The sequence below is a fragment of the Haladaptatus sp. DYF46 genome (assembly GCF_021083305.1).
Classification (GTDB): Archaea; Halobacteriota; Halobacteria; order Halobacteriales; family Haladaptataceae; genus Haladaptatus.
In genome coordinates this window covers 153,205-174,412 of sequence record NZ_JAJFAY010000005.1, presented here as the reverse complement: position 1 = coordinate 174,412, position 21,208 = coordinate 153,205, and the positions used below count along the sequence as shown (strand labels likewise).

Annotated in this window: 25 protein-coding genes; 12 read left to right on the top strand and 13 right to left on the bottom strand. The window is 52.5% G+C overall.

Annotated features, from left to right (window positions below; all coding sequences use genetic code 11):
- Positions 1-109: 109 nt before the first annotated feature.
- The gene (locus tag LJF34_RS21030; RefSeq protein WP_231187544.1) at positions 110-1,306 is read right to left on the bottom strand and encodes a hypothetical protein; all 1,197 of its coding nucleotides are present in this window, start codon (positions 1,304-1,306) and stop codon (positions 110-112) included.
- Between the two features lie 1,136 nt (positions 1,307-2,442).
- On the opposite strand from LJF34_RS21030, the gene LJF34_RS21025 reads away from it, so the two are divergent.
- Positions 2,443-3,873 carry a hypothetical protein gene (locus LJF34_RS21025; RefSeq protein ID WP_231187542.1) on the top strand — a complete coding sequence of 477 codons (1,431 nt, stop codon included), beginning with the start codon at positions 2,443-2,445 and terminating at the stop codon, positions 3,871-3,873.
- Here LJF34_RS21025 and LJF34_RS21020 read toward each other — a convergent pair whose 3' ends face one another.
- Positions 3,874-4,938 carry an iron transporter gene (locus LJF34_RS21020; RefSeq protein ID WP_231187540.1) on the bottom strand — a complete coding sequence of 355 codons (1,065 nt, stop codon included), beginning with the start codon at positions 4,936-4,938 and terminating at the stop codon, positions 3,874-3,876.
- Between the two features lie 380 nt (positions 4,939-5,318).
- Here LJF34_RS21020 and LJF34_RS21015 point away from each other — a divergent pair, with 380 nt between their 5' ends.
- Positions 5,319-5,783: a CPBP family intramembrane glutamic endopeptidase gene (locus LJF34_RS21015; protein WP_231187538.1), complete on the top strand. Its 465-nt coding sequence runs from the start codon at positions 5,319-5,321 to the stop codon at positions 5,781-5,783.
- Positions 5,784-5,831: 48 nt separating this feature from the next.
- Here the strand turns inward: LJF34_RS21015 and LJF34_RS21010 are convergent, their stop codons facing one another.
- From LJF34_RS21010 to LJF34_RS20995, 5 genes are all read right to left on the bottom strand, one after another.
- Entirely contained in the window at positions 5,832-6,032 is a 201-nt protein-coding gene (locus LJF34_RS21010; RefSeq protein ID WP_231187536.1) for a hypothetical protein, read from the bottom strand.
- A gap of 135 nt (positions 6,033-6,167) precedes the next feature.
- Entirely contained in the window at positions 6,168-6,371 is a 204-nt protein-coding gene (locus LJF34_RS29295) for a plastocyanin/azurin family copper-binding protein (RefSeq protein ID WP_342765890.1), read from the bottom strand.
- Positions 6,372-6,458: 87 nt separating this feature from the next.
- Complete coding sequence (locus LJF34_RS21005) at positions 6,459-7,451, bottom strand: arsenic resistance protein (RefSeq protein WP_231187534.1); 993 nt, start codon at positions 7,449-7,451, stop codon at positions 6,459-6,461.
- A gap of 342 nt (positions 7,452-7,793) precedes the next feature.
- On the bottom strand, positions 7,794-8,261 hold the full coding sequence (locus LJF34_RS21000; protein ID WP_231187531.1) for a DUF6789 family protein: 468 nt from the start codon (positions 8,259-8,261) through the stop codon (positions 7,794-7,796).
- An 85-nt stretch (positions 8,262-8,346) separates the two neighbouring features.
- Positions 8,347-8,754 carry a DoxX family protein gene (locus LJF34_RS20995; protein WP_231187529.1) on the bottom strand — a complete coding sequence of 136 codons (408 nt, stop codon included), beginning with the start codon at positions 8,752-8,754 and terminating at the stop codon, positions 8,347-8,349.
- Positions 8,755-8,907: 153 nt separating this feature from the next.
- Here LJF34_RS20995 and LJF34_RS20990 point away from each other — a divergent pair, with 153 nt between their 5' ends.
- Complete coding sequence (locus LJF34_RS20990) at positions 8,908-9,276, top strand: helix-turn-helix domain-containing protein (RefSeq protein WP_231187527.1); 369 nt, start codon at positions 8,908-8,910, stop codon at positions 9,274-9,276.
- A gap of 94 nt (positions 9,277-9,370) precedes the next feature.
- Here LJF34_RS20990 and LJF34_RS20985 read toward each other — a convergent pair whose 3' ends face one another.
- On the bottom strand, positions 9,371-9,661 hold the full coding sequence (locus LJF34_RS20985; protein WP_231187525.1) for a helix-turn-helix domain-containing protein: 291 nt from the start codon (positions 9,659-9,661) through the stop codon (positions 9,371-9,373).
- A gap of 163 nt (positions 9,662-9,824) precedes the next feature.
- On the opposite strand from LJF34_RS20985, the gene LJF34_RS20980 reads away from it, so the two are divergent.
- The 9 genes from LJF34_RS20980 to LJF34_RS20940 all read left to right on the top strand — a co-directional run bounded on the left by LJF34_RS20980 (position 9,825) and on the right by LJF34_RS20940 (position 17,716).
- A complete protein-coding gene (locus tag LJF34_RS20980) occupies positions 9,825-10,238 on the top strand; it encodes a hypothetical protein (protein ID WP_231187523.1) in 414 nt (137 codons plus the stop codon).
- Positions 10,239-10,585: 347 nt separating this feature from the next.
- Positions 10,586-11,617 carry a hypothetical protein gene (locus LJF34_RS20975; protein ID WP_231187521.1) on the top strand — a complete coding sequence of 344 codons (1,032 nt, stop codon included), beginning with the start codon at positions 10,586-10,588 and terminating at the stop codon, positions 11,615-11,617.
- A 208-nt stretch (positions 11,618-11,825) separates the two neighbouring features.
- Positions 11,826-13,484, top strand: a complete 1,659-nt coding sequence (locus LJF34_RS20970; protein ID WP_231187519.1) for a hypothetical protein — start codon at positions 11,826-11,828, stop codon at positions 13,482-13,484.
- Positions 13,481-13,741 carry a hypothetical protein gene (locus LJF34_RS20965; protein ID WP_231187517.1) on the top strand — a complete coding sequence of 87 codons (261 nt, stop codon included), beginning with the start codon at positions 13,481-13,483 and terminating at the stop codon, positions 13,739-13,741. Before LJF34_RS20970 ends, LJF34_RS20965 begins: the two co-directional genes overlap by 4 nt.
- Positions 13,738-14,802 carry a hypothetical protein gene (locus tag LJF34_RS20960; RefSeq protein ID WP_231187515.1) on the top strand — a complete coding sequence of 355 codons (1,065 nt, stop codon included), beginning with the start codon at positions 13,738-13,740 and terminating at the stop codon, positions 14,800-14,802. Before LJF34_RS20965 ends, LJF34_RS20960 begins: the two co-directional genes overlap by 4 nt.
- Positions 14,795-16,117, top strand: coding sequence for a hypothetical protein (locus LJF34_RS20955; RefSeq protein WP_231187513.1), 1,323 nt, complete (start codon positions 14,795-14,797; stop codon positions 16,115-16,117). The genes LJF34_RS20960 and LJF34_RS20955 overlap by 8 nt, the downstream gene beginning before the upstream one ends.
- On the top strand, positions 16,059-16,949 hold the full coding sequence (locus LJF34_RS20950; RefSeq protein WP_231187511.1) for a hypothetical protein: 891 nt from the start codon (positions 16,059-16,061) through the stop codon (positions 16,947-16,949). The genes LJF34_RS20955 and LJF34_RS20950 overlap by 59 nt, the downstream gene beginning before the upstream one ends.
- A 133-nt stretch (positions 16,950-17,082) precedes the next feature.
- Positions 17,083-17,448 carry a hypothetical protein gene (locus tag LJF34_RS20945; RefSeq protein ID WP_231187509.1) on the top strand — a complete coding sequence of 122 codons (366 nt, stop codon included), beginning with the start codon at positions 17,083-17,085 and terminating at the stop codon, positions 17,446-17,448.
- 4 nt (positions 17,449-17,452) lie between these two features.
- The gene (locus LJF34_RS20940) at positions 17,453-17,716 is read left to right on the top strand and encodes a hypothetical protein (RefSeq protein WP_231187507.1); all 264 of its coding nucleotides are present in this window, start codon (positions 17,453-17,455) and stop codon (positions 17,714-17,716) included.
- A gap of 314 nt (positions 17,717-18,030) precedes the next feature.
- Here LJF34_RS20940 and LJF34_RS20935 read toward each other — a convergent pair whose 3' ends face one another.
- The 5 genes from LJF34_RS20935 to LJF34_RS20915 form a co-directional block, all read right to left on the bottom strand.
- Positions 18,031-18,516: a SprT-like domain-containing protein gene (locus LJF34_RS20935; protein ID WP_342765895.1), complete on the bottom strand. Its 486-nt coding sequence runs from the start codon at positions 18,514-18,516 to the stop codon at positions 18,031-18,033.
- 21 nt (positions 18,517-18,537) lie between these two features.
- Positions 18,538-19,881: a hemolysin family protein gene (locus LJF34_RS20930; RefSeq protein ID WP_231187810.1), complete on the bottom strand. Its 1,344-nt coding sequence runs from the start codon at positions 19,879-19,881 to the stop codon at positions 18,538-18,540.
- Between the two features lie 7 nt (positions 19,882-19,888).
- The gene (locus tag LJF34_RS20925; RefSeq protein ID WP_231187505.1) at positions 19,889-20,176 is read right to left on the bottom strand and encodes a hypothetical protein; all 288 of its coding nucleotides are present in this window, start codon (positions 20,174-20,176) and stop codon (positions 19,889-19,891) included.
- 115 nt (positions 20,177-20,291) lie between these two features.
- A complete protein-coding gene (locus LJF34_RS20920; protein ID WP_231187503.1) occupies positions 20,292-20,720 on the bottom strand; it encodes a hypothetical protein in 429 nt (142 codons plus the stop codon).
- 3 nt (positions 20,721-20,723) lie between these two features.
- A complete protein-coding gene (locus LJF34_RS20915; RefSeq protein WP_231187501.1) occupies positions 20,724-21,164 on the bottom strand; it encodes an ArsR family transcriptional regulator in 441 nt (146 codons plus the stop codon).
- Between the last annotated feature and the right edge of the window lie 44 nt (positions 21,165-21,208).

Sequence of the window (21,208 nt, the reverse complement as noted above, 5' to 3'; positions counted from 1 at the left end):
CATCCCGGTCTTGAGATCCATTCCCACTCATTACTCATTTTCTGAGCTCTCTTCCTAACGAACCACCGTGCGTTTGTCAGCACTCTCTGGAAACGTGCTCGCCTGTGATCTAATCGGCGGGAATAATCGAGGTCGGTCGATCAGGCTGTCGTGCTGCTTCGACTGAATAGACCAAGCTCCCAGTGAAGAGGATGATACTCCCGATGATAAACAGTGCACTGAGTGGAGACGCTGTATCGACGAATACCCAATAGAGGGGTGCTGCAATAGATGGTCCGGCTGCGAGCACTGCGATTTTCGCAACGAGTGGGCCACAACAGCCACAGGTACAGGAGCCAACGATTGCAGCACTCCCAACAGTCCCTTCTGTCATACCTGCTCGTTGTTCAACGCGCCACTGTCGAGCAATGAGAGCGGCGTTCAACCCGATGAGTGTACTCAATAATCCGACAATGATGATTTGACCGGGTGAAATGGCTAGGAAGAAGGGGATGTGAGGAAGCGCGATTTCGAGTGTTGGCCACATAACTAGCTGATAGATCACCGGTAACACGATAATCGTCCGCTCGTGTGGAAGTCCTTCTTCTGGCAAAAAGGAAAGATAGCCGGTAACAGTGAGGAAGAAAAAGGCAAGCACAATGCCAACTCCAATCCCGAATCGACGAGCGACCGGATCGCGCAATACAGCACGGAGCACAGTTCCCGCATCTTTCCAGAGAATGTATCCGACTGCCAATGGAGTCCCCAAGACGATCGCATAGCCGAGTGGGTGGGAATTACCGGATATCCCGGGAATGAGGACGGGATAGGCGATCCACGCACCCATCAGGATTCCGAGAAACGTGTAGCGAGGTCGAGTCGGCCATCGCAGCCACCCGATCAGGAAGCTCGAAATGGCGATTAGCAACCCGGTTGATACTGCCAACGGATCGTACCATGAGCGGGGAAATGGCATTGAACGCGCTGAATACGTCGGATCCGATGCCAAGCCTTCGAAGAGAATGGCTCCCAGGGCAGTCACAACGATACCAGCAAATACGCCATAGAGCGCGACAGTCGGTGAAATCCGGTTGGTTCGCTTGAGAATAACCGCTCCACCAAGAACGGAGACGCCGATAAAACCGAGGAGGATTCCGTGTGACTGCGTAATCATTCCAGTGGCAGTCGCACCATGAGCGGAGACGGGAGGAATTTGCGCGAGCACCAGAGTAAAGAAGAGGAAGAAAGGGAGTGGGCGACTGGAATTAAACCAGGGCACCCTTTTACTACCGTTTTCACCCCGTTGTCGTCCTTCTTTTGATGCCATCAGCGAGTCTTATCGAGCGAGTCACTTTTACTTGACTACTTTGAGGGACTGTGGGTGGCTCGTACTGATGAAGATTCGAACGATACATCCCGATTACAGGTGTTGTTGGCTATAACCCATCACATTGCGAACGCTGATTCATGATCTGTCGTCGCTGGCGAGAGCGATGTACACACTCATCAGCATCTATCTTCTACTCACACCTATGCCAACAATGGGATCTCGATCATTACTGTCGAACTTAATGATATCTAAATTATATACTCAGGCTAAACACCCTCCAAGAATGAATTCGGTGTATATTAAAATGAGACCTACTCTACATGCTCGTGTGAAAACCGTAGGAGGATTTACTCCGAGAATCACGGTGTATATTCTAAATCAATGCGTGATCGGATCCTATGGGTGGGAAGAAGAGTGATACGAACTAGAGCAATCGTTTTCGGAGTTCTAGTCGAACTCGTCATCATCTGCTTCGCTAATTTTATCCCCCTCCCAAGTTCAATCATTTCGGTCGGAATTCTCATCACTCTCTCAGCCGGATTGGTTGGTGGATTTATTGCTGGAACACTTACAAATGGTGGATGGAAAGCGCGTGCCATGCATGGGCTTGTATCCGGATTCATCGGTGGGGTGGCCTTTGGTATCACTCTGTGGTTTAGCATGAGTTTAGTCATCCCGCGTACTGATTACAGTGCGCTCTGGGGAATCAATTATATTCTTGCTACAAACCCTATCGGAATACGACAATTGCCATGGCTATATACCGGGAATACCCTTCTAGTGCCGCTCGTTCTATTGTCAGCGATCCTCTTTGCCATAGAAGGATACATTGCAGGAGGTGCTGCATTTGGCCGAAGTCACTCCCAAAACCCTCCGATAAATTCACCGTAACAGAGTAGCTAAATCCCGTTCTATCTTTTCAACCACAACTGATCAAACCAAGCTATAGTTGTCAACTATTCTCTGTGAACAAGAATAATGGAGGTTGTGCGATTTCATTCTCAATTGTTTAGTACTGTGCACATAGTTATTTGAAAATCAATTCCCTGACCGGGGTCTATATTGTGTTATTTATTCTCATGCAGATCGTGGTTCGCTGGATACAATATCCCCCGGCTCATTCCAACTAGGCGATGATCTCTACCGGGGATGATTTTCCGAAAGTGATCGCCCGCTATATTCTCTTTAGTGTTGCTATCTACGGTTGTATCTTGTTTTTCATTGAGACCGCCTTTGCTAGTAATGCTGCGATTGGATTGTCAAAGGCATCACAGAAATCATTTAATGTCCCACAATGGCTGTACGTCGCTACTGGTGGCGCAGCTATCGGCGCGTCAGCGCTGCTCGCAAGCACCGTTACTGATCGTACGCTCATCAATACGCTACACGATCAGCAAACGTCTATTACAGCACGCATGCGGATACGAAGACTAGCAACTATCGTCGGGCGTGTGATTGGCATTCTTTGTCTTGGTCTCGTTCTGTACCGTGGTTTCTTCGGTCCTCAAATACCGACTGTCAATGTGGCTCTTATAATTGTATTTGCAGGTGTTCGTGCTGGATTGACGATGTTTGCCTATCTTGTTGGAAACGTTTGGCCTATATTGAATCCATGGCGAACTATTGCAGATTCCATTACCGGTCTGGTACCGACATCAACTGTCTCGTATCCTGACCGGTTTAGTCGGTGGCCGGCTGTGATCGGCTTACTTCTTTTCGTGTGGGTAGAAACGGTCACACCAGTTAATAAACAGCCAGATCTTTTGGCAGTCGCGATCCTCGTCTACACTATCGTAACGATCGTTGGTGCTGTCCTGTTTTCACCGTCTACGTGGTTCGCGAATGTTGATCCGATCTCTGTCGCATTTCGCTTCTATGGTGAAGTCGCGCCATTCCGATGGCAGCAGGAGAAAGTGAGTCTTCGCCCACCTGGATTTGAACTTCCACAGTCAGACACCGTCTTTGAAACTGCAGATATCGCGTTCATCATTGCCTTAATTTGGGAACTAACGTTCAGTGGATTTGTTACAACAACAGTCGGCGGCTCATTTATCAGGAGTATTGTTGCATTTGGCATTCCTCCTCTAATGTTGTACCTGCTGATCTTCGTTGGTGGCTATAGCCTCTTCTTCGGGGCGTACCTCAAGGCAGCAAATATCGCACGAGAGACAGGCGAAACCTATCTCACCCCTCACACGATAGGAATCCAATTTGCAGCGTCGTTGTTGGCGATCGCGGCCGGATATCACCTTGCACACTATTTCGGATTTTTTGTCTCGTTGTCGCCACTGCTTGCCACGACCATCGTATCACCGTTTTCACCGCCTGCCAATCCGCTCGTCTTGTCACTTCCGGGGTGGTTCGGAATGCTCCCGATTGCATTTGTTCTCATCGGTCATATGCTCGCAGTTTGGGTCACACATACAAAATCCTATGATCTGTTTCCTAGCCGTTTGCAGGCGATTCGCAGCCAATACTCGTTCATTATTGTTATGATTGGCTACACAATCATCAGTTTGTGGTTGGTGTCGCTACCGACAGCGAGTCCACCATTTGTCTCCTAATTAGACGGTGAATTTCACCGGAGGCATATTCATGAAGGCAGTTTCGTACCCATCGTGGCGCGCGAGTTGTGGTGGTGAGTCGACTTGGATTTGGAATGTATCTCCAGTTCGTACTTCCTTGAGTGCCGTTCCGTAATGAACTTCAAGTTCTGGATCGAGTCCGGCTGCAAGCGTGGATGTGGATAGAGTCGATCCATTTCTAATCTGCTTTATCGAGAGTGACATTCGCGGCAATGCGATTTTGTTATAGGGGGTTCGTGGTGAAACCGCTAGGTAGGGCGCGTTGTTCCCTGTGAATCGATTCTCACCAGTGATGAGCGTGACAACGAAATCTGCATCCCCGGACGATTTTGTGCCGATAACTCTCCCTGGCAACGATTTCTGAGGGGGAGCGCGTCCAGGAGGTACCTTTTCCATCATCGGTTTGATTGCCCCTCGGTTGCCCTGTTTTTTGCCGAGTTGACGGAATTCGAGGTTGTACACGTCGTCTGTGTCAAAATTGAAACTGATATTGACGCTACTCGGCTCTGTGAACCGAGACGCGAATGAACCGGTTTGCTTTATCTGAAGTGGACTCGCTTCGATCGTTGCTGTATATTGACCTTCACCATCGAGGGACACATTATCGCCGTAATGAGAGCCCATATTTTGTGAGAGCATCGGCCAGGGTGACCTGCTATCTACTATTTTTCCGTCCTTTTTAAGTTTCACGTGGACGTTAGCGGGCAACACGATTTCCGACTTTGGATCCCAGAGCGACACCATGAGGTGAAGTGAGTCATTGGATTGAACAGTGACCTTGTTACTCGTCTGGCCAGTCAGATTCCAAAATCGATGTGGAAATGAGTATGTAAGGGCAAATCGGTAATCACCATCTGTCGTTATCCCATACATTCCCATTTCTTCAACGTATGCAGGATAATACACAGCATCTGGCCGATTTTTCACGAGCGGAGGATCTCGCCACGCAGATTGCTTCTGGAACCCCAGTGATTCAAGGCACCCACTAAGGGTGATACCACCTGCGAGGGCAGTTCCAGCGCGGAGAAGCTCCCGTCGATGCATCGCATAGAAATTACAGAGGGACTGAAATGAGGGTACTGGTTTGGACGTCGAATTCGTGTCCGGTACCAAAAGAAGCAGATGGGTAGTCTACGTAGATGTGAAGGATGAGTCAATCGTCTCACCGACTTCATGCGGTTGGTACTGGGCTATTGTTGGCCTTTGGAGCGTTTGCAATCGGTCAACTAGTTGTTGCCGTAATAGTAATCGGTTTCTCAAGTATCGGAATCAATGTTGTAAATCGCCCCGCGATTCTTCTCGCCATCAGTGTCGTGATGCTTCAAGGAGTCACATTTGGGGGTGTTGCTCTCGCATACCTTCGGTATCGGCATCTTAGCCTCGATTTTATCCGAGTCCGAGTACCTTCGCTCCGTGACTTGGGAATGGTCATTGTTGGATTCGGAGCTATTTTCGGGGTACTCCAAGTGATAAGCCGAATTTTTGCCAGATTTGGGTTACAGTCTGCACAGAATTCCGTGGTTGATATTGCAGGGCAGAATCCAACGATCTTTCTACTCCTTGTTCCACTGTCGTTCATACTCATCGGACCTGGTGAAGAACTGTTGTATCGTGGCCTCATCCAAGGAATCCTTCGCAAGTCGTTTTCTCCCGTTCGTGCAATCATCCTTGCAAGTCTGCTTTTCGCTGCGATCCACATTTTCTCACTCCAAGGCCAATTACAGGGAAAGCTCGTCTATCTCAGTGTTGTCTTTGCGCTTGCGCTTGTTCTCGGGAGTTTATACGAATATACGGATAATCTTGCTGTCCCAGCACTCGTACATGGTGCATACAACGCAACGCTGTTTGGCTTCCAGTATCTTATTGCGACTGGTATGATACCTCGATAACGCTCTTTGATGATGGCTTCGAACACTGGTCTTTAGCGGATTCTACAGTCATTCTACCCGATCTGCAGAATCGATGAATCGACCGTATTCCACCCCGAGATAAAAAGAGATGAAGCCGATAGCAAGCGTACCACCACTCACAACCAATTTCATCGAATCAGTTAGTGGACTGATGATCGTCCCTGTTAGAATTGCTCCTAATAGCATGAGGAAGCTTCCAAACAACGTCGTTGGGGTGAACGGGATCATGCTTGATTCTGATAGCACTTCCAATAAAAGGTATTTGTTCGCCGATCTCGCGTCTTCGAGTCACCACTTCTGGACGATAAAAACTGTGAGGTTCTGATTGCAGGAATAGCGGAAGTCGTTCTTTCGGTAAATGGCTTACTGATCTTCATAGGCGACTGCTTTTTGTTTGATAATATGATGACTCGTTGTCACTTTTCCATCAGGAGGCATGCTTCCTTCAGCCGGGCCGCCTGGTTTCCCTACTACAATTCTTGCTATCATACACATTGTCTTATGCAGAATACAATAGTAGTCATAGGTTCCTTCTGTGTTGAATGTGTGCTCATATAGTACTCGCAAGTGAGGCCACGACTGCAATCACTGACGTCAGTCTCATTTACCTCATGCATTGTACACCCACAAGTGGATGTTCAGTTCGTCATTCACTTATGTGCCTGACGGAATCGAGGTGGGTGTGTCTGGGAGGAGCCATCCTGGAACCAGTCGTGTGAGAACGACCATCCCCATGAGTTCAACAAGCGTCTGAGTCACGACTACAGCTGGTGCCAGGTCGTAGCCCGAGGGGAGTGCGAGTGCCAACGGGAGAATGACCAGCGAATTTCGCGTCACAGAGGTGAATACCAATGCACGACTCTCGCCGACATCCATCCGGAAGAAGCCCGCTGCAAGCCGTCCGAACAGCGGCATGATGACAAGGAACGCAACGTACACCGGAACGACAGCGACGATTTGATCGATCGAATGCTGGACACGTGGCAGTTGAGAGGCGATGACGACGAACAATGTCGCTCCCATCATCGGTACCGGTAACCACCCCATTGCGTCCTGCCATTGCTCACCTTGCCTTGCTCGATCCGCCCAGATCTCGGTGAGCCACGAGAGTGCCAATGGAAGAGCGATGATTAGAACAAACGCCTCAACGAATGGGCCGACTTCAATGAACTCTGCCACTTGCTGACCCATGAATATCCAGAGATAAAGCGGGAGCAATAGCAATTGAACAAGCATCAGCGCCGGCGTCGTCGCGGTGATCTGTTCGGCGTCGCCATCCGCCAGCTCCGTGAATGTGATGACGTAGTCGATACACGGTGTCAGCAACACCATGAACGTACCAACGAGTATCACTGGTTTCTGCGGCAGGAATCGTGTGAGGCTAAACACCACCACAGGGACAACCACGAAATTCATGCCGAGCGCGGCCACCATGAATCGTCCATTTCGGAAGGCTCGCCTGATCTGAATGAACGGAATCTCCAAGAATGTCACGTACAACAGCACTGCCAGAACAGGATTAATGAGCAGTTCGAGGACTGAACTCGTACTTGGTAGTCCAAGACCGACCCCGATCGCGAGGAGGACGGCGACGGCGTACAATCCGACCTGATTGTGCTGAATCCACTGTTTTGAAAGTCGTGTCATGGAGTGGTCCCTATAGTCATTGAATTCTGATTCCACGGAAGAGTAGTATCCTCAGTACAGCCAAGATCGGTGCGGCGACGTATCGAACGAGTCGCTGATCGTTGGGACCGCTGTTGGGATACCGGGCAGCTGTGCTTGGGCGAAGCGCAAACAGGAAACCGACACCGATGAAGAAAAGCCCAATCCCATTCATTTGCACCAATCTCGTAGCGGAACTCGTAAGTCCACTTCGATCGTTCTCGGATCGTCTTCCCCATTCCCGAGTTGCTACAATTTTGAGTCGTATCGGAACGCTAGAATAAGGGTCCTCAACTAGGTAAGCGCACGGTAATCAGCTCCTCATCAGTCAGCAGTTGCAGCCGACTCTCTGCTCGTCACCGAAGTGGTACGATTCAACGCCCAACCGAGCACGCCACCATAGACCAAATGCAGAACGAATGTTGCAACCGCAACCTTGGGGGTAATTGCAGTCCCAAATACTCCCCAGCCGAGGAAGGGAAGGAACGTGACTTGCATGAGTGTCCAGAGCACGACGCCGAGACCAAGTCCCTTCCAGATCGTCACTGGATGCGCAACTCGGACGAGGGCTGCGCCGAACAGGCCACCGTACCCGAGATGGAGCTCGATGGCGAGTGCCATCAGCAGTGGTTTTGGGACACCACTGCCGAGGAGCTGACCGGCCACAGCTTTTGGGATTGGTTGTGGCATCGGGGATGTACCTGTTACCGTTGCTAGCAGCATGGGGATCGACATTGCGATTGTCGCACCAATTCCATAGCTGAATCCGCGTCTCAGTCGCTGTCGTGTCATGCTCAAAGAGACCAAGACCGACCACATAAGGCTAAGACAAGGCCGAACTGACGAACTCAGCAGAGCTATACTAGGTGAGGACACCCTAACCAAGGAGACGGTCAGTTGGTTGCCACAGCGAGTAGGAACCGGTGCCCAAAACCAAAATCACGCTGGATCCGACGAGGACGACGATGTTTTTCCAGTCTAGGGCGACGTAGAGTATCGCGACGATCATCACGGGAATTAAGGCTAAAGCTGCGAGTCGCCCACCAATTCCGAACAACAGCATCACAACTGCCGCTAGTTCGATAATCCCTGCTACGATGACCATTACTGCCGGAAATGGTATTCCATACGCATCAAAGAAAGCAACCGAGTCGCTGTACGTGACGAACTTACTCAGTGCTGGTTTCGCGATAAGTGCTATGAGAACGAGACGGAGACCTGTAAGAAGCCAGTTCGGGGTCAACTGATGAAGCGACTGAAGAGTATTTACGCGCACTTCTCCCATATCTGGCAGTCGTCAACAGCTCGAATAAGCATAAGCGAAGCTCATGCTGATGAGGTACTGCTTACTAACCAACTCTAATTACCGTATTGGCTTTGGAATGCTGACTTAGTAGCAGTATAGTAATGACGTCTCAATCACTACTGCTCGAGTAGAATGAACCAAGCATCCAACGAGGACTGCATTGCGTCGTGGTGTGCTGACGATGAGTGGTGTACTGTCACCTGTACAGCCCATCTTATCGGGAAGAAGTGGCATCCGGTTATCGTGCATCGGTTGCTTGCGTGCGGCCCACTCGGGTTTAACGCCCTCAAAGCAGAAATCGACGGGATCTCCAGTACTGTCCTCTCGAATAGCCTGGAGGATCTCGAAGAAAATGGCCTGGTGAATCGTGCGATCGTGAGCGAGAAACCATTTCGCGTCGAGTACTCGCTAACGACGGAAGGAACATCACTCAAGCCGATTATTGAGGCGATGGATGCCTGGGGCGATGACTATCTCAATCGATCCAAGGGCTGTGCCTGAATCGATGCAGTCTATCTCGTCGGATTTTCGTTGACATAATCATGCGTCGCTACGTGAGATCAAACCGGACTCCGATGCCGATTATCGACCAGGTTTAAGATTCGGTCTGGCTAGACTCATGCTCAGTTACCCATTCGAGCAGAGGATCAAGTTTCTCACGGAGGCTCTCTCCCTTCTCTGTGAGTTCATATTCGACACGTGGGGGAATTTCTGCATACTGCTCTCGGGAGAGGTACCCCGCTGCAACGAGTTCATCGAGGCGTGTCGATAACGTTGAACTGCTAACGTCGTCGAACATATCCTCGATTTCACTGTACCGAGCCGGTCCTAACGCCCCCACAACACAGACTACCTGCATTGCATAGCGGCGACTGAGTAGATCCATGACTCCACCAAGTGGACAGTAGCAGATTGGAACGCCACTAGTTGAATTCGCCGTTTCAGACGATGGTTCTTGATTATTCGCCATAGCTGTTGTTCACCGCAGCTCATTCGATACTTCGGCCTTGACAGTATAATAGCTTTGACTCTCAAAGTAAAAGCGCACCATGGTAGATTCCATTGAACGTACGAGAGACGAGCAGCCTGAAAACAGAGTAATCGATGATCATACGGAAGGAGATCTTCAAGAGATTACCTGCAGGTTCACGGAAGAACAGACCGACCAACGGAGAAAATGGGTTGAGGAGAACCTCCTCCCTCATTTAGAGACTATCGAGGAGCACGAGGACGGGTTCTCATTCGTGTTTGATCGGAATCCAGAGGCATACACTGCAGTCACAGAAGTAGCGTGGAAGGAAACTCAATGCTGTTCATGGGCCACGTTTGAAATCGAACTCCCGCCAAGCGATGACTCCCTCAAGTGGAATATCCGTTCAGACCGGAAAGAGGGTGTGGACTTCTTTAGGGAAAAGTTCCAGGAAACGCTCCAAGAATTCGAAGACGCAGCCACAGGCGACTAAGGTCTATGCTGTTCCAGCTGAAGGCATATCGTCTGGGCTTGGATTTTGTATATCGCCACATGAAAAGGCCGCTATCGTACAATAGCGATTCTATATCCGGTATTTACACTGGACGTGGTGGCGTGTAGTGCACTTCCGCCTTGTGCAACATGGAGCAGTGAGACAAATGGGTCCCTACCAATCAACTCTTCATATGCACATGGACCAAATTTACTGTCCCCTGAATCTCTAACCGGCAGTCGATTCGACCGGGTTGCCGCCCTCGAGAAAGCACGAAATCAGACTTCCCAAGAGAATAGTAATGTTCAGCAGTCGTCTTTTTCACGGTAGGTGACATATGTGCCATCATGGGCGACGCAGATAAGGACGAATCAATGGTCGGGCGGATGGATGAGTCCCGAATTCGATTTTGGTTTCTCCTCAATGGGGATCGGTGGGTGATTACTGGCATGCTCACGCTCGGTCTGTTCGTTATCCTCGTCGTTGCTGGGACAGTCGGCCCCTCATCGTTTCGCTCGGTCATGAGCAACACAAATCAAGTTGGTATCGCATTCCAGGCATTCATTGCGTCGCTTATCACCGGTGTGACGCTCGTCGTCACCATCGGTCAGCTAGTCCTCTCACAGGAACTCGGGTCGCTAAAAAGTCAACGGGAACGAATGAAGGCCACCGTAGAGTTTCGCCAAGATGTCGATAGTTTGATCGGGACCATCGGGCTGCCCGATCCCGCGGCATTTCTCCGTCAGCTTATTCTGACAAGCAAAGACCGTGCCGAGGTACTTGAAGACGTTCTTGCAGAGAACAGTGATGACGAATTACGCGACCAGGTCGATCAATTCGTTGTCGCTCTCATCGAAAACGCGAACGAAGTTGAAGAGCAGCTAGAGGACGCCGAGTTCGGTGAATTCAATCTCTTACGCACAGCCATGAACTATAACCATTCGTGGAAGCTATACGGTGCCCTATGGCTCCGGTCGGAGTATGATGACAGTCTCGACGATGAGGAACGAAATGCGTTCGATGAATTGATCGACGTGCTCATGTTTTTCGGCCCGACACGGGAGCATTTCAAAGCACTCTACTTTCAGTGGGAACTCGTCCGCCTCATCCGGTCGATTCTGATTACCGCATTCCCCGCATTGGCCGTCGCGATTGCGACACTACTCTATCTGGCACCGACCTCGTTTCCCGGTGTGACCCTCGGCGTCGCAAATATCATCTGGATCGTTAGTGCGTCCTCAGCTATCTCTATCATCCCATTTTTTGTGCTGACCTCGATCGTCCTGCGAATCGCGACGATTGCGAAGCGGACGAGTGCGATTGGGCCGTTCATTCTGCACGAATCGGACCGTGGCGATGATATCGACCTCGAGAATTAAACACTCATATATTACGCTCTCCACGCATGCGCTCGGCGTCTCCAAATCCGATGCGCGCCAACAATCCCAGAAGAACAAGATCAAACACAAGAGCGACTACGAGAAGAAAGAGCAGGAAGGTCATTGGGGAGCCGAATCGGCCTATCGCAAGTGGCAAGCCGCCTCGGACATCGAGAATTCTCTGACCGAGTCTGGCTCGGGGCTGTTTATGACATCAACCTACGTGAGCCTTCGCGCCAGCTCTGAAGAGCAGCTGCTTGATGCAGCGAAGACGATGAAACAGCGCTTCAAAGAACAACCCGCCCGGTGTGAAGTCGTCCCCGCCCACTTCCAGCAGGAAGAGATGGCACACTCGGCCGCCCCACTCGTCTACGATTCGATGAACAAGGCGACACCGATGCTTGGACGGGCGTTGGCAAAGCAAATGCCCTACACATCGAATAACATCTACGAGCCATCGGGAATCGAGGTTGGCATCCATCACGATCGGGACGAACCCACGATTGTCGATCCGTATCTTCGGGGAATGGGGTACAATATGATGGTGTTCGGCAAAATCGGGAGTGGCAAATCCACTACGTCGAAGAAAATCCTCACCCAACTCAAAAAGCGCAACCCAGAGATGAACGTCGTGCTCATCGACCCTCTCGAAGGGCTTGCAGGTCCGTCGAAGCTCTTCGATGCCGAGCAGATCGTCGTGGGGGGAGAAACAGGCCTCAATCCGTTGGAGATCAAAGAGACACCCGAGGAGAAGCTATCCGTTGTTGGTCGGACGACGCCGTTCAGCGAGGCGATGGAACGCTTCATCAGTTTCGTCGAGACATTCTACGACCTCGAAGGCCGAGAACTGGAAGCCGAGAAAAAGAACGTCTGGGAGAAAGCCGGACGGCGTGCCTACAACGAGAAGGGAATCACGAAGGACCCAGGTACGCACGGCAACGAATCACCGACGCTCCGTGACGCGATTCAGGAGATTGCACACATTGCTGGTGTCGGCGATAATCCCGAGATTCACCAGATGGGCGACCTCCTCGACGCTGATTTGAGTGAGACGGACGTCCCGCTGCGAACCCGCGAAGCGGCTGAGCGAGTACTCTCGGAGGATATTGAAGCGTTCCGCACACGCTATCGCCATTTCACGAAGGAAACTGGCTTCGATTTGAATGCCCACGGCGGGAGTTTCTACCTGGATCTGCAACTCAAGGAAGGGAAAGGCGAAACGGGGCTGATGCTCGGGTTGCTCCTCACGTCGGTCTACGAGATGGCCAAAGAGAGCGACGACCCGACGATGATTCTGATTGACGAAGCGCAGTATCTCACCAAGCACGCGGATAACCTCACGTTCTTGGAGCAGGTTGTCCGTCACTCTCGGCACTACGACCTCTCGTTGCTGTTCAGCACCCAGTCGATCAGCGAGTTCTACGCGAAAGACGACGAGGGGACGAGTGCGCTCAAATCGCAGGCAGAAGTCATCTTCAACAACTCCTCGATGATGTGTTTCCACCACTTGGACGATATGACGCCCGAGTTCGGAAGTGAAATCGGGCTCAATGCCGAGGAAGCAACCTTCGTCAACAGTGCTCTGCCGGGAGACAAAGACCGTGGCTACTCCGAGATGTTGCTCGCTGTGGACGAAGACGGTACGCGAGAGTGCTACCCGCAGCGGGTTGAGATGAGTATGGATGTGAATCCAGTCGAGTTCTCGATCGTCGATTACGAACCGAGTGACCACGGGAATTGGCACGACTACCTAGAGCGCCAGCTTGGCGACCGCTTCGCTGATGGGCAGCCATCCAGTGACGAATCGGAGAGTGAGACAGAGGAGCACCGTTCGGTAATGGCGGCTGACGGGGGTGAGCAACAATGAGCCTCCTGTTCCAAGCTGTCGAGATCGTAGTAACCGCGTTTCACACACTCGCGAGTGTCACACCCATCCAGCAGTTCTCAACATTCCTCGCCGAGCGGATGTTCGCAGTCTTCTTCACGAACAGCCTCGTGCCGACGTTCTTGGGTTACTCGGCACCGGAACTCAGCGCACTGCTCGGTGACATCGTTGCGTCGTATATGGCGATCATCGGTGTGCTAATCGGAGCCTCGAAACTCATTCCGGGGGCAGGTCGATGAGCCGCTTCAGTCGATCAGCCGAGTACAGTGCCGCACAACTCGGTGCAGCGTCCAACAACCAAGCCACTGATGAGCTCATTCGCGTTCGCCCGTTCAAAGACGATGGTGGGATAGATACCGCGATCGAGTGGTTCGAATCAGTCCATCCGTCTCACTCGGACCTAAGTGGCAAGCGAAGCGTGCCCCGTGCAGCAGAGATCGTCTACGACGGTGAGCAAATCAGCTTCCGGTATCTCCCGTGCAGTGATGATTTCCACTGGTTCCTCACCCGACTCCGGCACAAGTATCCTGATTCGGACGTTCGGCGGGAAGAGGCCGACCTCATACACATCGATGAGGGGGATTACGTCGCCGGTGGTGAGTGGACGCTCCGGAAGCACCGATGGTGGCCAATTCGTCGCCGTGACCTCGAAGGGTTCCGCGAAGACGACCCATACGAAACTGTCCTCGGCGATATCGTGGATGATGCAGTGAAAGCCGGTGGTGCAACTGGTCGAGAGCCAGTACGGAGCGTTATCCAAGTCATGTTTCGCCCGACAACGCGGAACTGGCAGACTGGCCGCATTTTAACGACGAATCTCACCGAACTATACTATCACTTGAACGGTGTCTATACGATCCACGACCTCGCCGAGACCAAACGTGAGAAAGAGACAGCCGATGCAACGGAGATCGGAAATGTCCTCGACCGGCGCGCAAAGGAGAAGGCGTTTGATGTGATGATTCGCCATCTCTCGGTCGGTGACGACAAGGAAGCGGTCAAACACCACGCCGAGGCGGTTGGTGCCTCCTTCGCGAGCTACTACAACTCAAAGACTGAGCAGGCGTTCATCGTCGAGCCGAATAGTTCGCCGAATGCATTGGCAGAAACGATGGCCCGCCGAGAGTGGGCGGGCGAAAAGATGTTGCTCACGTCGTTAGAGATCGCCCCGATTGTGCATCTGCCACCGGCGGATATCTCGATCGCCCAGCTTGACCGCCGCCAGACCAAACGCGGCGAAGAGGTGCCGGTCGGATCCCACGAGCACAGTGGGTACATCACGGGGGAGAAAGATGCTTAATCGACTCTTCGGTGGTGGGGAAGACGATTCGACGGATGAATCACTGGTGGGTAAAGCCGAAGAAAGCGCTTCCGTCCCAACGACGATCACGAACGAACCGTACGGGTTCACACAGACAGGCTCAGAGTACGCGGCAGATGGGATGACCGAGACGATCACCGAGACCAAAGAGCAGGGACCGGTGGCAGGCCCAGAGATTCGGGAATTGCTCGAACGTGCTCGTGACCATCCGGACATGCCACTGTGGTTGGGCTACAACGACAGCGCCCAGCAGGGCTTCGATCCAGCACCAGTGAAGTTCAATCAGCTCTTCCAGCATCTCTGGGTTGTCGGAACCACTGGCGCGGGGAAGACCACCGAAATGCTGAACTGGATGGTTCAATTAGCGTGGGCAGGCTACGGATTCATCTACTTCGACCCCAAGGCCGAGGACAGCAAAGAACTCCTCCAGAAACTCCCCGAGTATCGGCATGACGACGTAATTTGGATCGAACCGGGTGACAACGACCACGACCGGAGTATCGGGATCAACTTCCTCGAAGTGCCGGACTGTGAAAGCGAGATGGAGCTTGAACAGCACGTTACCGACCGCATTCAGGTGCTCAAGGCCGTTTTGTCGGGTGATGACTACTGGGGACCGCGGATGAATGCGATCGTTGAGTCGATGGCACGGGCGATGATGCAGGCGAATCACGAAATCGAGGACCGAGACGAGCAGTACTGTGTGCTCGATATGTATTTCGTCCTCCTGAACGCCCAACGCCGCGAGGACTTCGCCGAGGAAATTGATGATCCGTGGGTCGGTGAGTTCGTTTCCGAAATCGCCGAAATGGATGACGATGCCGTACGACCTGTGATTACCCGGCTGAAACCGTGGGTCGAGAGTCCTGTCACCCGCCGGATCGCGGGGTGTCGTGCGAGTACAATTGACTTTCGAGACATCCTCGATGACGAGAAGATCGTGATCGTTCGGACGGCCGTCTCCGACGATGATATTAAGCAACTCGTGATGCTGGGTACGCTCCGCCCGCTGTGGAACACGATTCAAAACCGCTCGATCGAAGGCGCGGAGAAAACCCCGTTCTTCGCGATCCTCGACGAGGCAGACCGCGTCCTTCACAAGAACCTTGACGTCGACGACATGCTAGCACGTGCTCGCTCGATGCGTCTCTCGGTGACGTTGGCGTGTCAGTACCCGACCCAACTCAAAGAGTCGGGCGTGCTCAAACCAGTCAAGAACAACTGCAACACGGGGTGTGTTCTTCCGCGTACTGGACGACGAGGACGCCCGTCCACTTACACGGCGGTTGAGTGACTGTGATATCGAAGATTTCACCGAACTCGAAAACCATCGAATCTGGTCACGGATTCCGTTAGACGGCGGTACCCGGTTCTCTGGAGCACTCAAGCTCAAGACGTTCGCACCGTATCCGAATATTCGCAACGAAGAACAAGCGGAAGAGATTATCACTGAAAGTCTGGAGCGGTTCGCGGCCCCGCCACTCACTGATGACGAGATGATGCGTCAGCTCAAGTTTGGTGGGATGAACGAGGCCGTCACCCCGGAGAAAGCGAGCGCCAAGACACTCGATACAGCTAACGACGACCGATCGCGTGATGCGGCACTGAAAGCCATCTACGACGAGAGCATTCGACAAGGACAACCGGGAGAGTTCATTCCGATCGAGGCGTGTCTCGATCGACTCACCGACTATCTACCTGCACGGGGAGGTGTTGAGACCGCCGAACGTGCGTGGCGGCATGTCCTCAAAGACATCCCAGAGGCCTACCTTGAGTATCGCGAGGAAAGCGGCCAAAGCCAAGTGAAGGTTCGCTCTCGGAGCTTCATGAACGTCGGCGATAGCGAGAATGACGGCGGGGCAGAACACTGGGCACCGATGGCTGATGCCTATGTCCCGATGACACAGCTCGGCTTCATCTTCGAAACTTGTGTGACTTGGATAGTCAGGTCAACTGGATACCGTTCTGGGACTGCATCGATTTGTGTTACTGATACCCGTTTTGGAAACGGTGTGTTGCCTGAGGACGCTCGTCCGAGACAGCCGGATGAGATGGAAAACAGCGTTCCCAGGCTAATGAGCGTGGTTCGGCGTTTCATATCATTTCATAGGTGTATTGAGGAATAAGCTTCGTGGTGAGTGAAATACCTCTTTGACATTACTCTCTCAGTTGTCGTCGCACCGTCATTCGAAACACCGTCACGCTCTGTCGTGTGTGCCAAGGCATAACGTAAAGCCGTCTACAGACCTCTTGGAAACTATGAACAATCACTCATCACCCGCAACTCGATCCGCATGGACAGCTCGATCGACGTTTGTGCTCTTTGGTTTTCTCGCCCTTACTGCACAATTACCAGTGGTTGTTGATATCTACAGCAATGTGGTCTTTCGACTGCTCTTCATTCCGGCCTATCTCATCTCAGGGCTTGTCTACGAGGGGCTTGGACTCGAACATATCATCTATGCCCTTGATGCACAGATTCCAGGGGAGCAACTGTATTTGTGGGATCTCGGGCAGATCATTACGTACTATCTCTTTGCTGTGAGTGCCACATGGCTTGGACGGTGGCTCGAAACCCGCAAACAGAAGCCGAATCATCAAATGTCGAGCAACAAAGGAGGGTAACTCCATGACAGTTCGCTACACCATCGCAGCAGCGTTCCTGTTGGTCGGTATTCTGTTGGTGGTCATGAATCTACTTAGTCCACCACAAGTGACTGCAATGGGCTGTTCGGAAACATACACGGGTCCAGACACACCTCCTGAACGTCACTGTACAAAAACGACGAGTATTGCGACAGGGCAGTTAGTGTATGTCTTGGGAATCAGTGTGGGTGCGATTGGGATTGGCTATGCGCTCGTTTTTAGCGATCATTTCTTTAACCGGATCTGAATTGAGTATCCATATTGCAAGTCGATTAGCGTCAATCTTGTTGGCTTGTGTTCTCTAAGACGATCGCAAGTTTTCTATGGAGTGTGTCCAACTGGGTGTCTCACGGGTTATGGGAGACGCTACCGAGCAAAATGTCAACGATAGTCGCCAGCCAGATAGATATGGAAATACGAGAGTTAGTATGAGCTACTAACCAGAACTGGCTCAATGCCCGTAGCACGAGTGATAAAATATACTCAAGCAGAAATCAGCAGTTCGCGAAAATCTTCCTCGTATCTACTACTTGTCGCGAGAACTACTTAAACGAGAATCGGTCAGTGGCCGTCGCTCTCCTCAACACGGAACGACCCACCACACTCACTACAGCTGTACTGCTCGGGGTTGCGAACTATCTTCGAGCGCCGATACCGAGCAATCCGACCGCCGCAGTCCTCGCAGATGAGCCACCACTTTGGTGTAGTGAAGCGTTCGCAGTGTTGCGAGGTGTCGAGGGCGTCCGTCCAGCGGGTGAACGTGGCTCCGTGATCCGCGTCGCCGAACTCGTGATATTGCCAGGCGTGAATGAGTTCGTGCCGAACAGTGGAACTGAATTGCTCCCACCCGTGGTGTTCGTATGCCTTCCAAGTCAGCGCAATCGTGATTGCCTCTGTTGTCGGGTCGTACTTCGTGACGCCTGCCTGTCGTTGGGCTCGGTGTGAGACCTCCCAGTCGATCGTTTCGACCGGCAGATCCGGGAAGTGTTCGGCGGCGACGTTCGTTGCGTGCTGTTGAGTCGGGTCACTCTCTTGGACCCGATACAGACACCACTACCTGAGGCCTCGTTATTCCTCAGGGGTCTCTTTCTGAGAGTGCTCTGTCGGTTGGATCACGAGACGTTCGATTCGTGCGTTGTCGATAGCGTCGACGCGAAGGATGTATCCCTTCCGTTCGATTTGGTCACCGACTCCAGGTTCTCGCCCAAGCTGACTAAAGACGAAGCCGCCGATCGTCTCGACCTCGTCGGTCTCGAACGTGGCGCAAAGCCGTTCGTTCACGTCTCGGACTGGGACGCCGCCGTCGACGATGTACGTTCCGTCGTCTCGCTGCTCGATAGCGGGGCCCTCCGGTGCCGTGTCGAATTCGTCTCGAATGTCACCGACGATCTCCTCGAGGATGTCCTCGATGGTGACGATCCCCTCGAAAACGCCCCATTCGTCGATGACAACCGCGATCTGTCCACCACCGTGCCTCTGAAACTCGGCGAGAATTGCGTCGATCCGCCGCGTTTCCGGAACGACGAGAACGTCGCGTTCGAGGTCACGTGCAGTGATCGGGCCGTCGTGATCGGTCTCGGTTTCACTCGCCTTCAGAATGTCCTTCGCGTGGACGAATCCAATCGGCTGCTCCCCGTCTTCGTCAAGCACGATATATCGCGTGTAGGTTCCACTGGCGGCAACCGCACGAAGTTCTGAAAGCGCCATCGAGGCGGATACGGTTTCTACATCGGGACGTGGAACCATGATTTCGCGGGCGATCGTATCGCCAAGCTCGAAGACACTCTCAATCATCTCGACCTCGTCGAGATCGATCTCTCCGGTTTCTTCGGAGCGACTGAGAATCATCAGAATTTCTTCCTCGGAGTGTGTCTCTTCGCCTTCTGCCGCTGGCGAGACCCCAAACAAGCTCGTGAAGTAGTTGGCAGTGCCGTTGAAGACGATAATACCCGGGACGAACACGTAATAAAAGAACTTCATGAGTGGCGCAACGAGCAACGCTACCCTCTCGGCCTCCTGGATGGCGAACGTCTTTGGCGCGAGTTCACCGAATACGACGTGGAGGAACGTGATGAAGCCGAATCCCAGCGCGAACGCGACAAGATGAATTGTTCCCGCAGGCAGGAGTTCACCGAGAACCGGTTCAATGAGTGCTGCCACAGCCGGTTCGCCGATCCACCCGAGGCCGAGTGAGGAGAGCGTAATCCCGAGCTGACTGACTGCGAGATAGCTGTCCAAATTCTCGATGGCGTCTTGTACCAGGCCTGCGCCGGGCTTCCCGCGGTCGACGAGCGCGTTCACCCGGGTCGGTCGGATTTTTACGAACGCGAATTCGGCGGCCACAAACACCCCGTTCATGATGACGAGGAAGATAGCGAGAAGCAACCCACCGACGGAGATCAAATCAACCATTACACGTTCATAGGCGTGTGGGGCTCTTGTAAGGGGTGGCTGCTGTCGTCTCGATTTCCAGATTCGTCTCGGATACATCTCTTTCGGGACACATCCTCAACGGTCCATGGGAACTGCTTAGTGACCGTTTGTCGTAGCCGGTATACGGGCCACTGACACGCTCGTCGTCCTCCTCCGATGGAAACGCCTCAAGCGTTCCGTCGTTCGTTGCGTTTTCGACGGTGGCCATGTATTTGGAGAAGGCGTTGCGGTGGACGTGGTGCGGGAACGTACAGGCCATCAGTTCGTCGGTCACGTCGTCGATGGAGACGGTGTACTGGTGGGCTGCGGGGTTCTCGTGGCTCTCATTGGTGACTTGGATGAGTCCGGGAGCGTCGACGTCGAAGGAGAATTGTTCCTACTGGAAACTCTTACTCACAATCGTTCCAGACCCCACCTACTCGGTCGTCTACTCGCTCAAGAACGGAATCTATGACGGCGACAAAATCGGTCGAGAAGTCTCGGTCAACAGCATCTTCCGTACGTGCCTTCGGTGGTTGATGGAAGTGGTCCCGGGAATTATGCGGATTGTCGTGCCGATCCCACCGACACATCCACGCCGTGCCACCTCTGTCCTCACGATAGGTGATATTGAAATCACCATTTGTGTAGACACGGATTTCGAATACAACCTGTTGAATTGTGCCAGGAAAATACTGAAAATCTAACCACACGACGACCGATTCCGGTCGCTCGTGCGGGAAGACAGAGACAGATTTCACGAGTGAGAGCGTACCCAATCGACGAGCAATGTGACGTAACACTGTCTCATCGAGTATTTTCTCGGTATCGTCGCTCATCGATTAGGCGGATGCTTGTGTGGTGTTGTCGTGGTTCTGTCGTGCCTGTTCGAGTTCTTCAATTCGCCGTCGAACGGTTTTCCACTCTTGCAACTCCGACCAGACATCCTCGACATCAGCATAATCTGCGTGATCGAGCGCATCCACTTGGTCAGGTCCCTCGGCATCGTATTTTTGGCGGTAGCGCTGCTCTTTTTCGATTTCTGTTTTCAATCGCTGTTCGAGTTCCTCCATGGGGAGTCCACGCAGCCGATGAATCCGTCGCCATTGAAAATAATCCTCGTCACGGACGAATTCGTCTGGTGTCTCGTTGGTCTGCGTTAGCATCCCGATCTCCGTGAACCACTGCAGGTAGTCTCGAGCGGTTTCCTTCGAGACATTTGCTCTGTCGGCAATCGCGGCAACTCGTGTTGGCTCATACAACTGCAGGGCAGTGGTGTACACCCGATCTCGTGTCGATTCGTTTTCCCACGTTTCGGTCCATTCCT

Bases quoted from the DNA above. Each gene is read 5' to 3' on its own strand.
- LJF34_RS21030 (WP_231187544.1), bottom strand. From the start codon at position 1,306: ATGGCATCAAAAGAAGGACGACAACGGGGTGAAAACGGTAGTAAAAGG.
- LJF34_RS21025 (WP_231187542.1), top strand. From the start codon at position 2,443: ATGATCTCTACCGGGGATGATTTTCCGAAAGTGATCGCCCGCTATATT.
- LJF34_RS21020 (WP_231187540.1), bottom strand. From the start codon at position 4,938: ATGCATCGACGGGAGCTTCTCCGCGCTGGAACTGCCCTCGCAGGTGGT.
- LJF34_RS21015 (WP_231187538.1), top strand. From the start codon at position 5,319: ATGGTCATTGTTGGATTCGGAGCTATTTTCGGGGTACTCCAAGTGATA.
- LJF34_RS21010 (WP_231187536.1), bottom strand. From the start codon at position 6,032: ATGATCCCGTTCACCCCAACGACGTTGTTTGGAAGCTTCCTCATGCTA.
- LJF34_RS21005 (WP_231187534.1), bottom strand. From the start codon at position 7,451: ATGACACGACTTTCAAAACAGTGGATTCAGCACAATCAGGTCGGATTG.
- LJF34_RS21000 (WP_231187531.1), bottom strand. From the start codon at position 8,261: ATGACACGACAGCGACTGAGACGCGGATTCAGCTATGGAATTGGTGCG.
- LJF34_RS20995 (WP_231187529.1), bottom strand. From the start codon at position 8,754: ATGGGAGAAGTGCGCGTAAATACTCTTCAGTCGCTTCATCAGTTGACC.
- LJF34_RS20990 (WP_231187527.1), top strand. From the start codon at position 8,908: ATGAACCAAGCATCCAACGAGGACTGCATTGCGTCGTGGTGTGCTGAC.
- LJF34_RS20985 (WP_231187525.1), bottom strand. From the start codon at position 9,661: ATGGATCTACTCAGTCGCCGCTATGCAATGCAGGTAGTCTGTGTTGTG.
- LJF34_RS20980 (WP_231187523.1), top strand. From the start codon at position 9,825: ATGGTAGATTCCATTGAACGTACGAGAGACGAGCAGCCTGAAAACAGA.
- LJF34_RS20975 (WP_231187521.1), top strand. From the start codon at position 10,586: ATGGGCGACGCAGATAAGGACGAATCAATGGTCGGGCGGATGGATGAG.
- LJF34_RS20970 (WP_231187519.1), top strand. From the start codon at position 11,826: ATGACATCAACCTACGTGAGCCTTCGCGCCAGCTCTGAAGAGCAGCTG.
- LJF34_RS20965 (WP_231187517.1), top strand. From the start codon at position 13,481: ATGAGCCTCCTGTTCCAAGCTGTCGAGATCGTAGTAACCGCGTTTCAC.
- LJF34_RS20960 (WP_231187515.1), top strand. From the start codon at position 13,738: ATGAGCCGCTTCAGTCGATCAGCCGAGTACAGTGCCGCACAACTCGGT.
- LJF34_RS20955 (WP_231187513.1), top strand. From the start codon at position 14,795: ATGCTTAATCGACTCTTCGGTGGTGGGGAAGACGATTCGACGGATGAA.
- LJF34_RS20945 (WP_231187509.1), top strand. From the start codon at position 17,083: ATGAACAATCACTCATCACCCGCAACTCGATCCGCATGGACAGCTCGA.
- LJF34_RS20940 (WP_231187507.1), top strand. From the start codon at position 17,453: ATGACAGTTCGCTACACCATCGCAGCAGCGTTCCTGTTGGTCGGTATT.
- LJF34_RS20930 (WP_231187810.1), bottom strand. From the start codon at position 19,881: ATGGTTGATTTGATCTCCGTCGGTGGGTTGCTTCTCGCTATCTTCCTC.
- LJF34_RS20920 (WP_231187503.1), bottom strand. From the start codon at position 20,720: ATGAGCGACGATACCGAGAAAATACTCGATGAGACAGTGTTACGTCAC.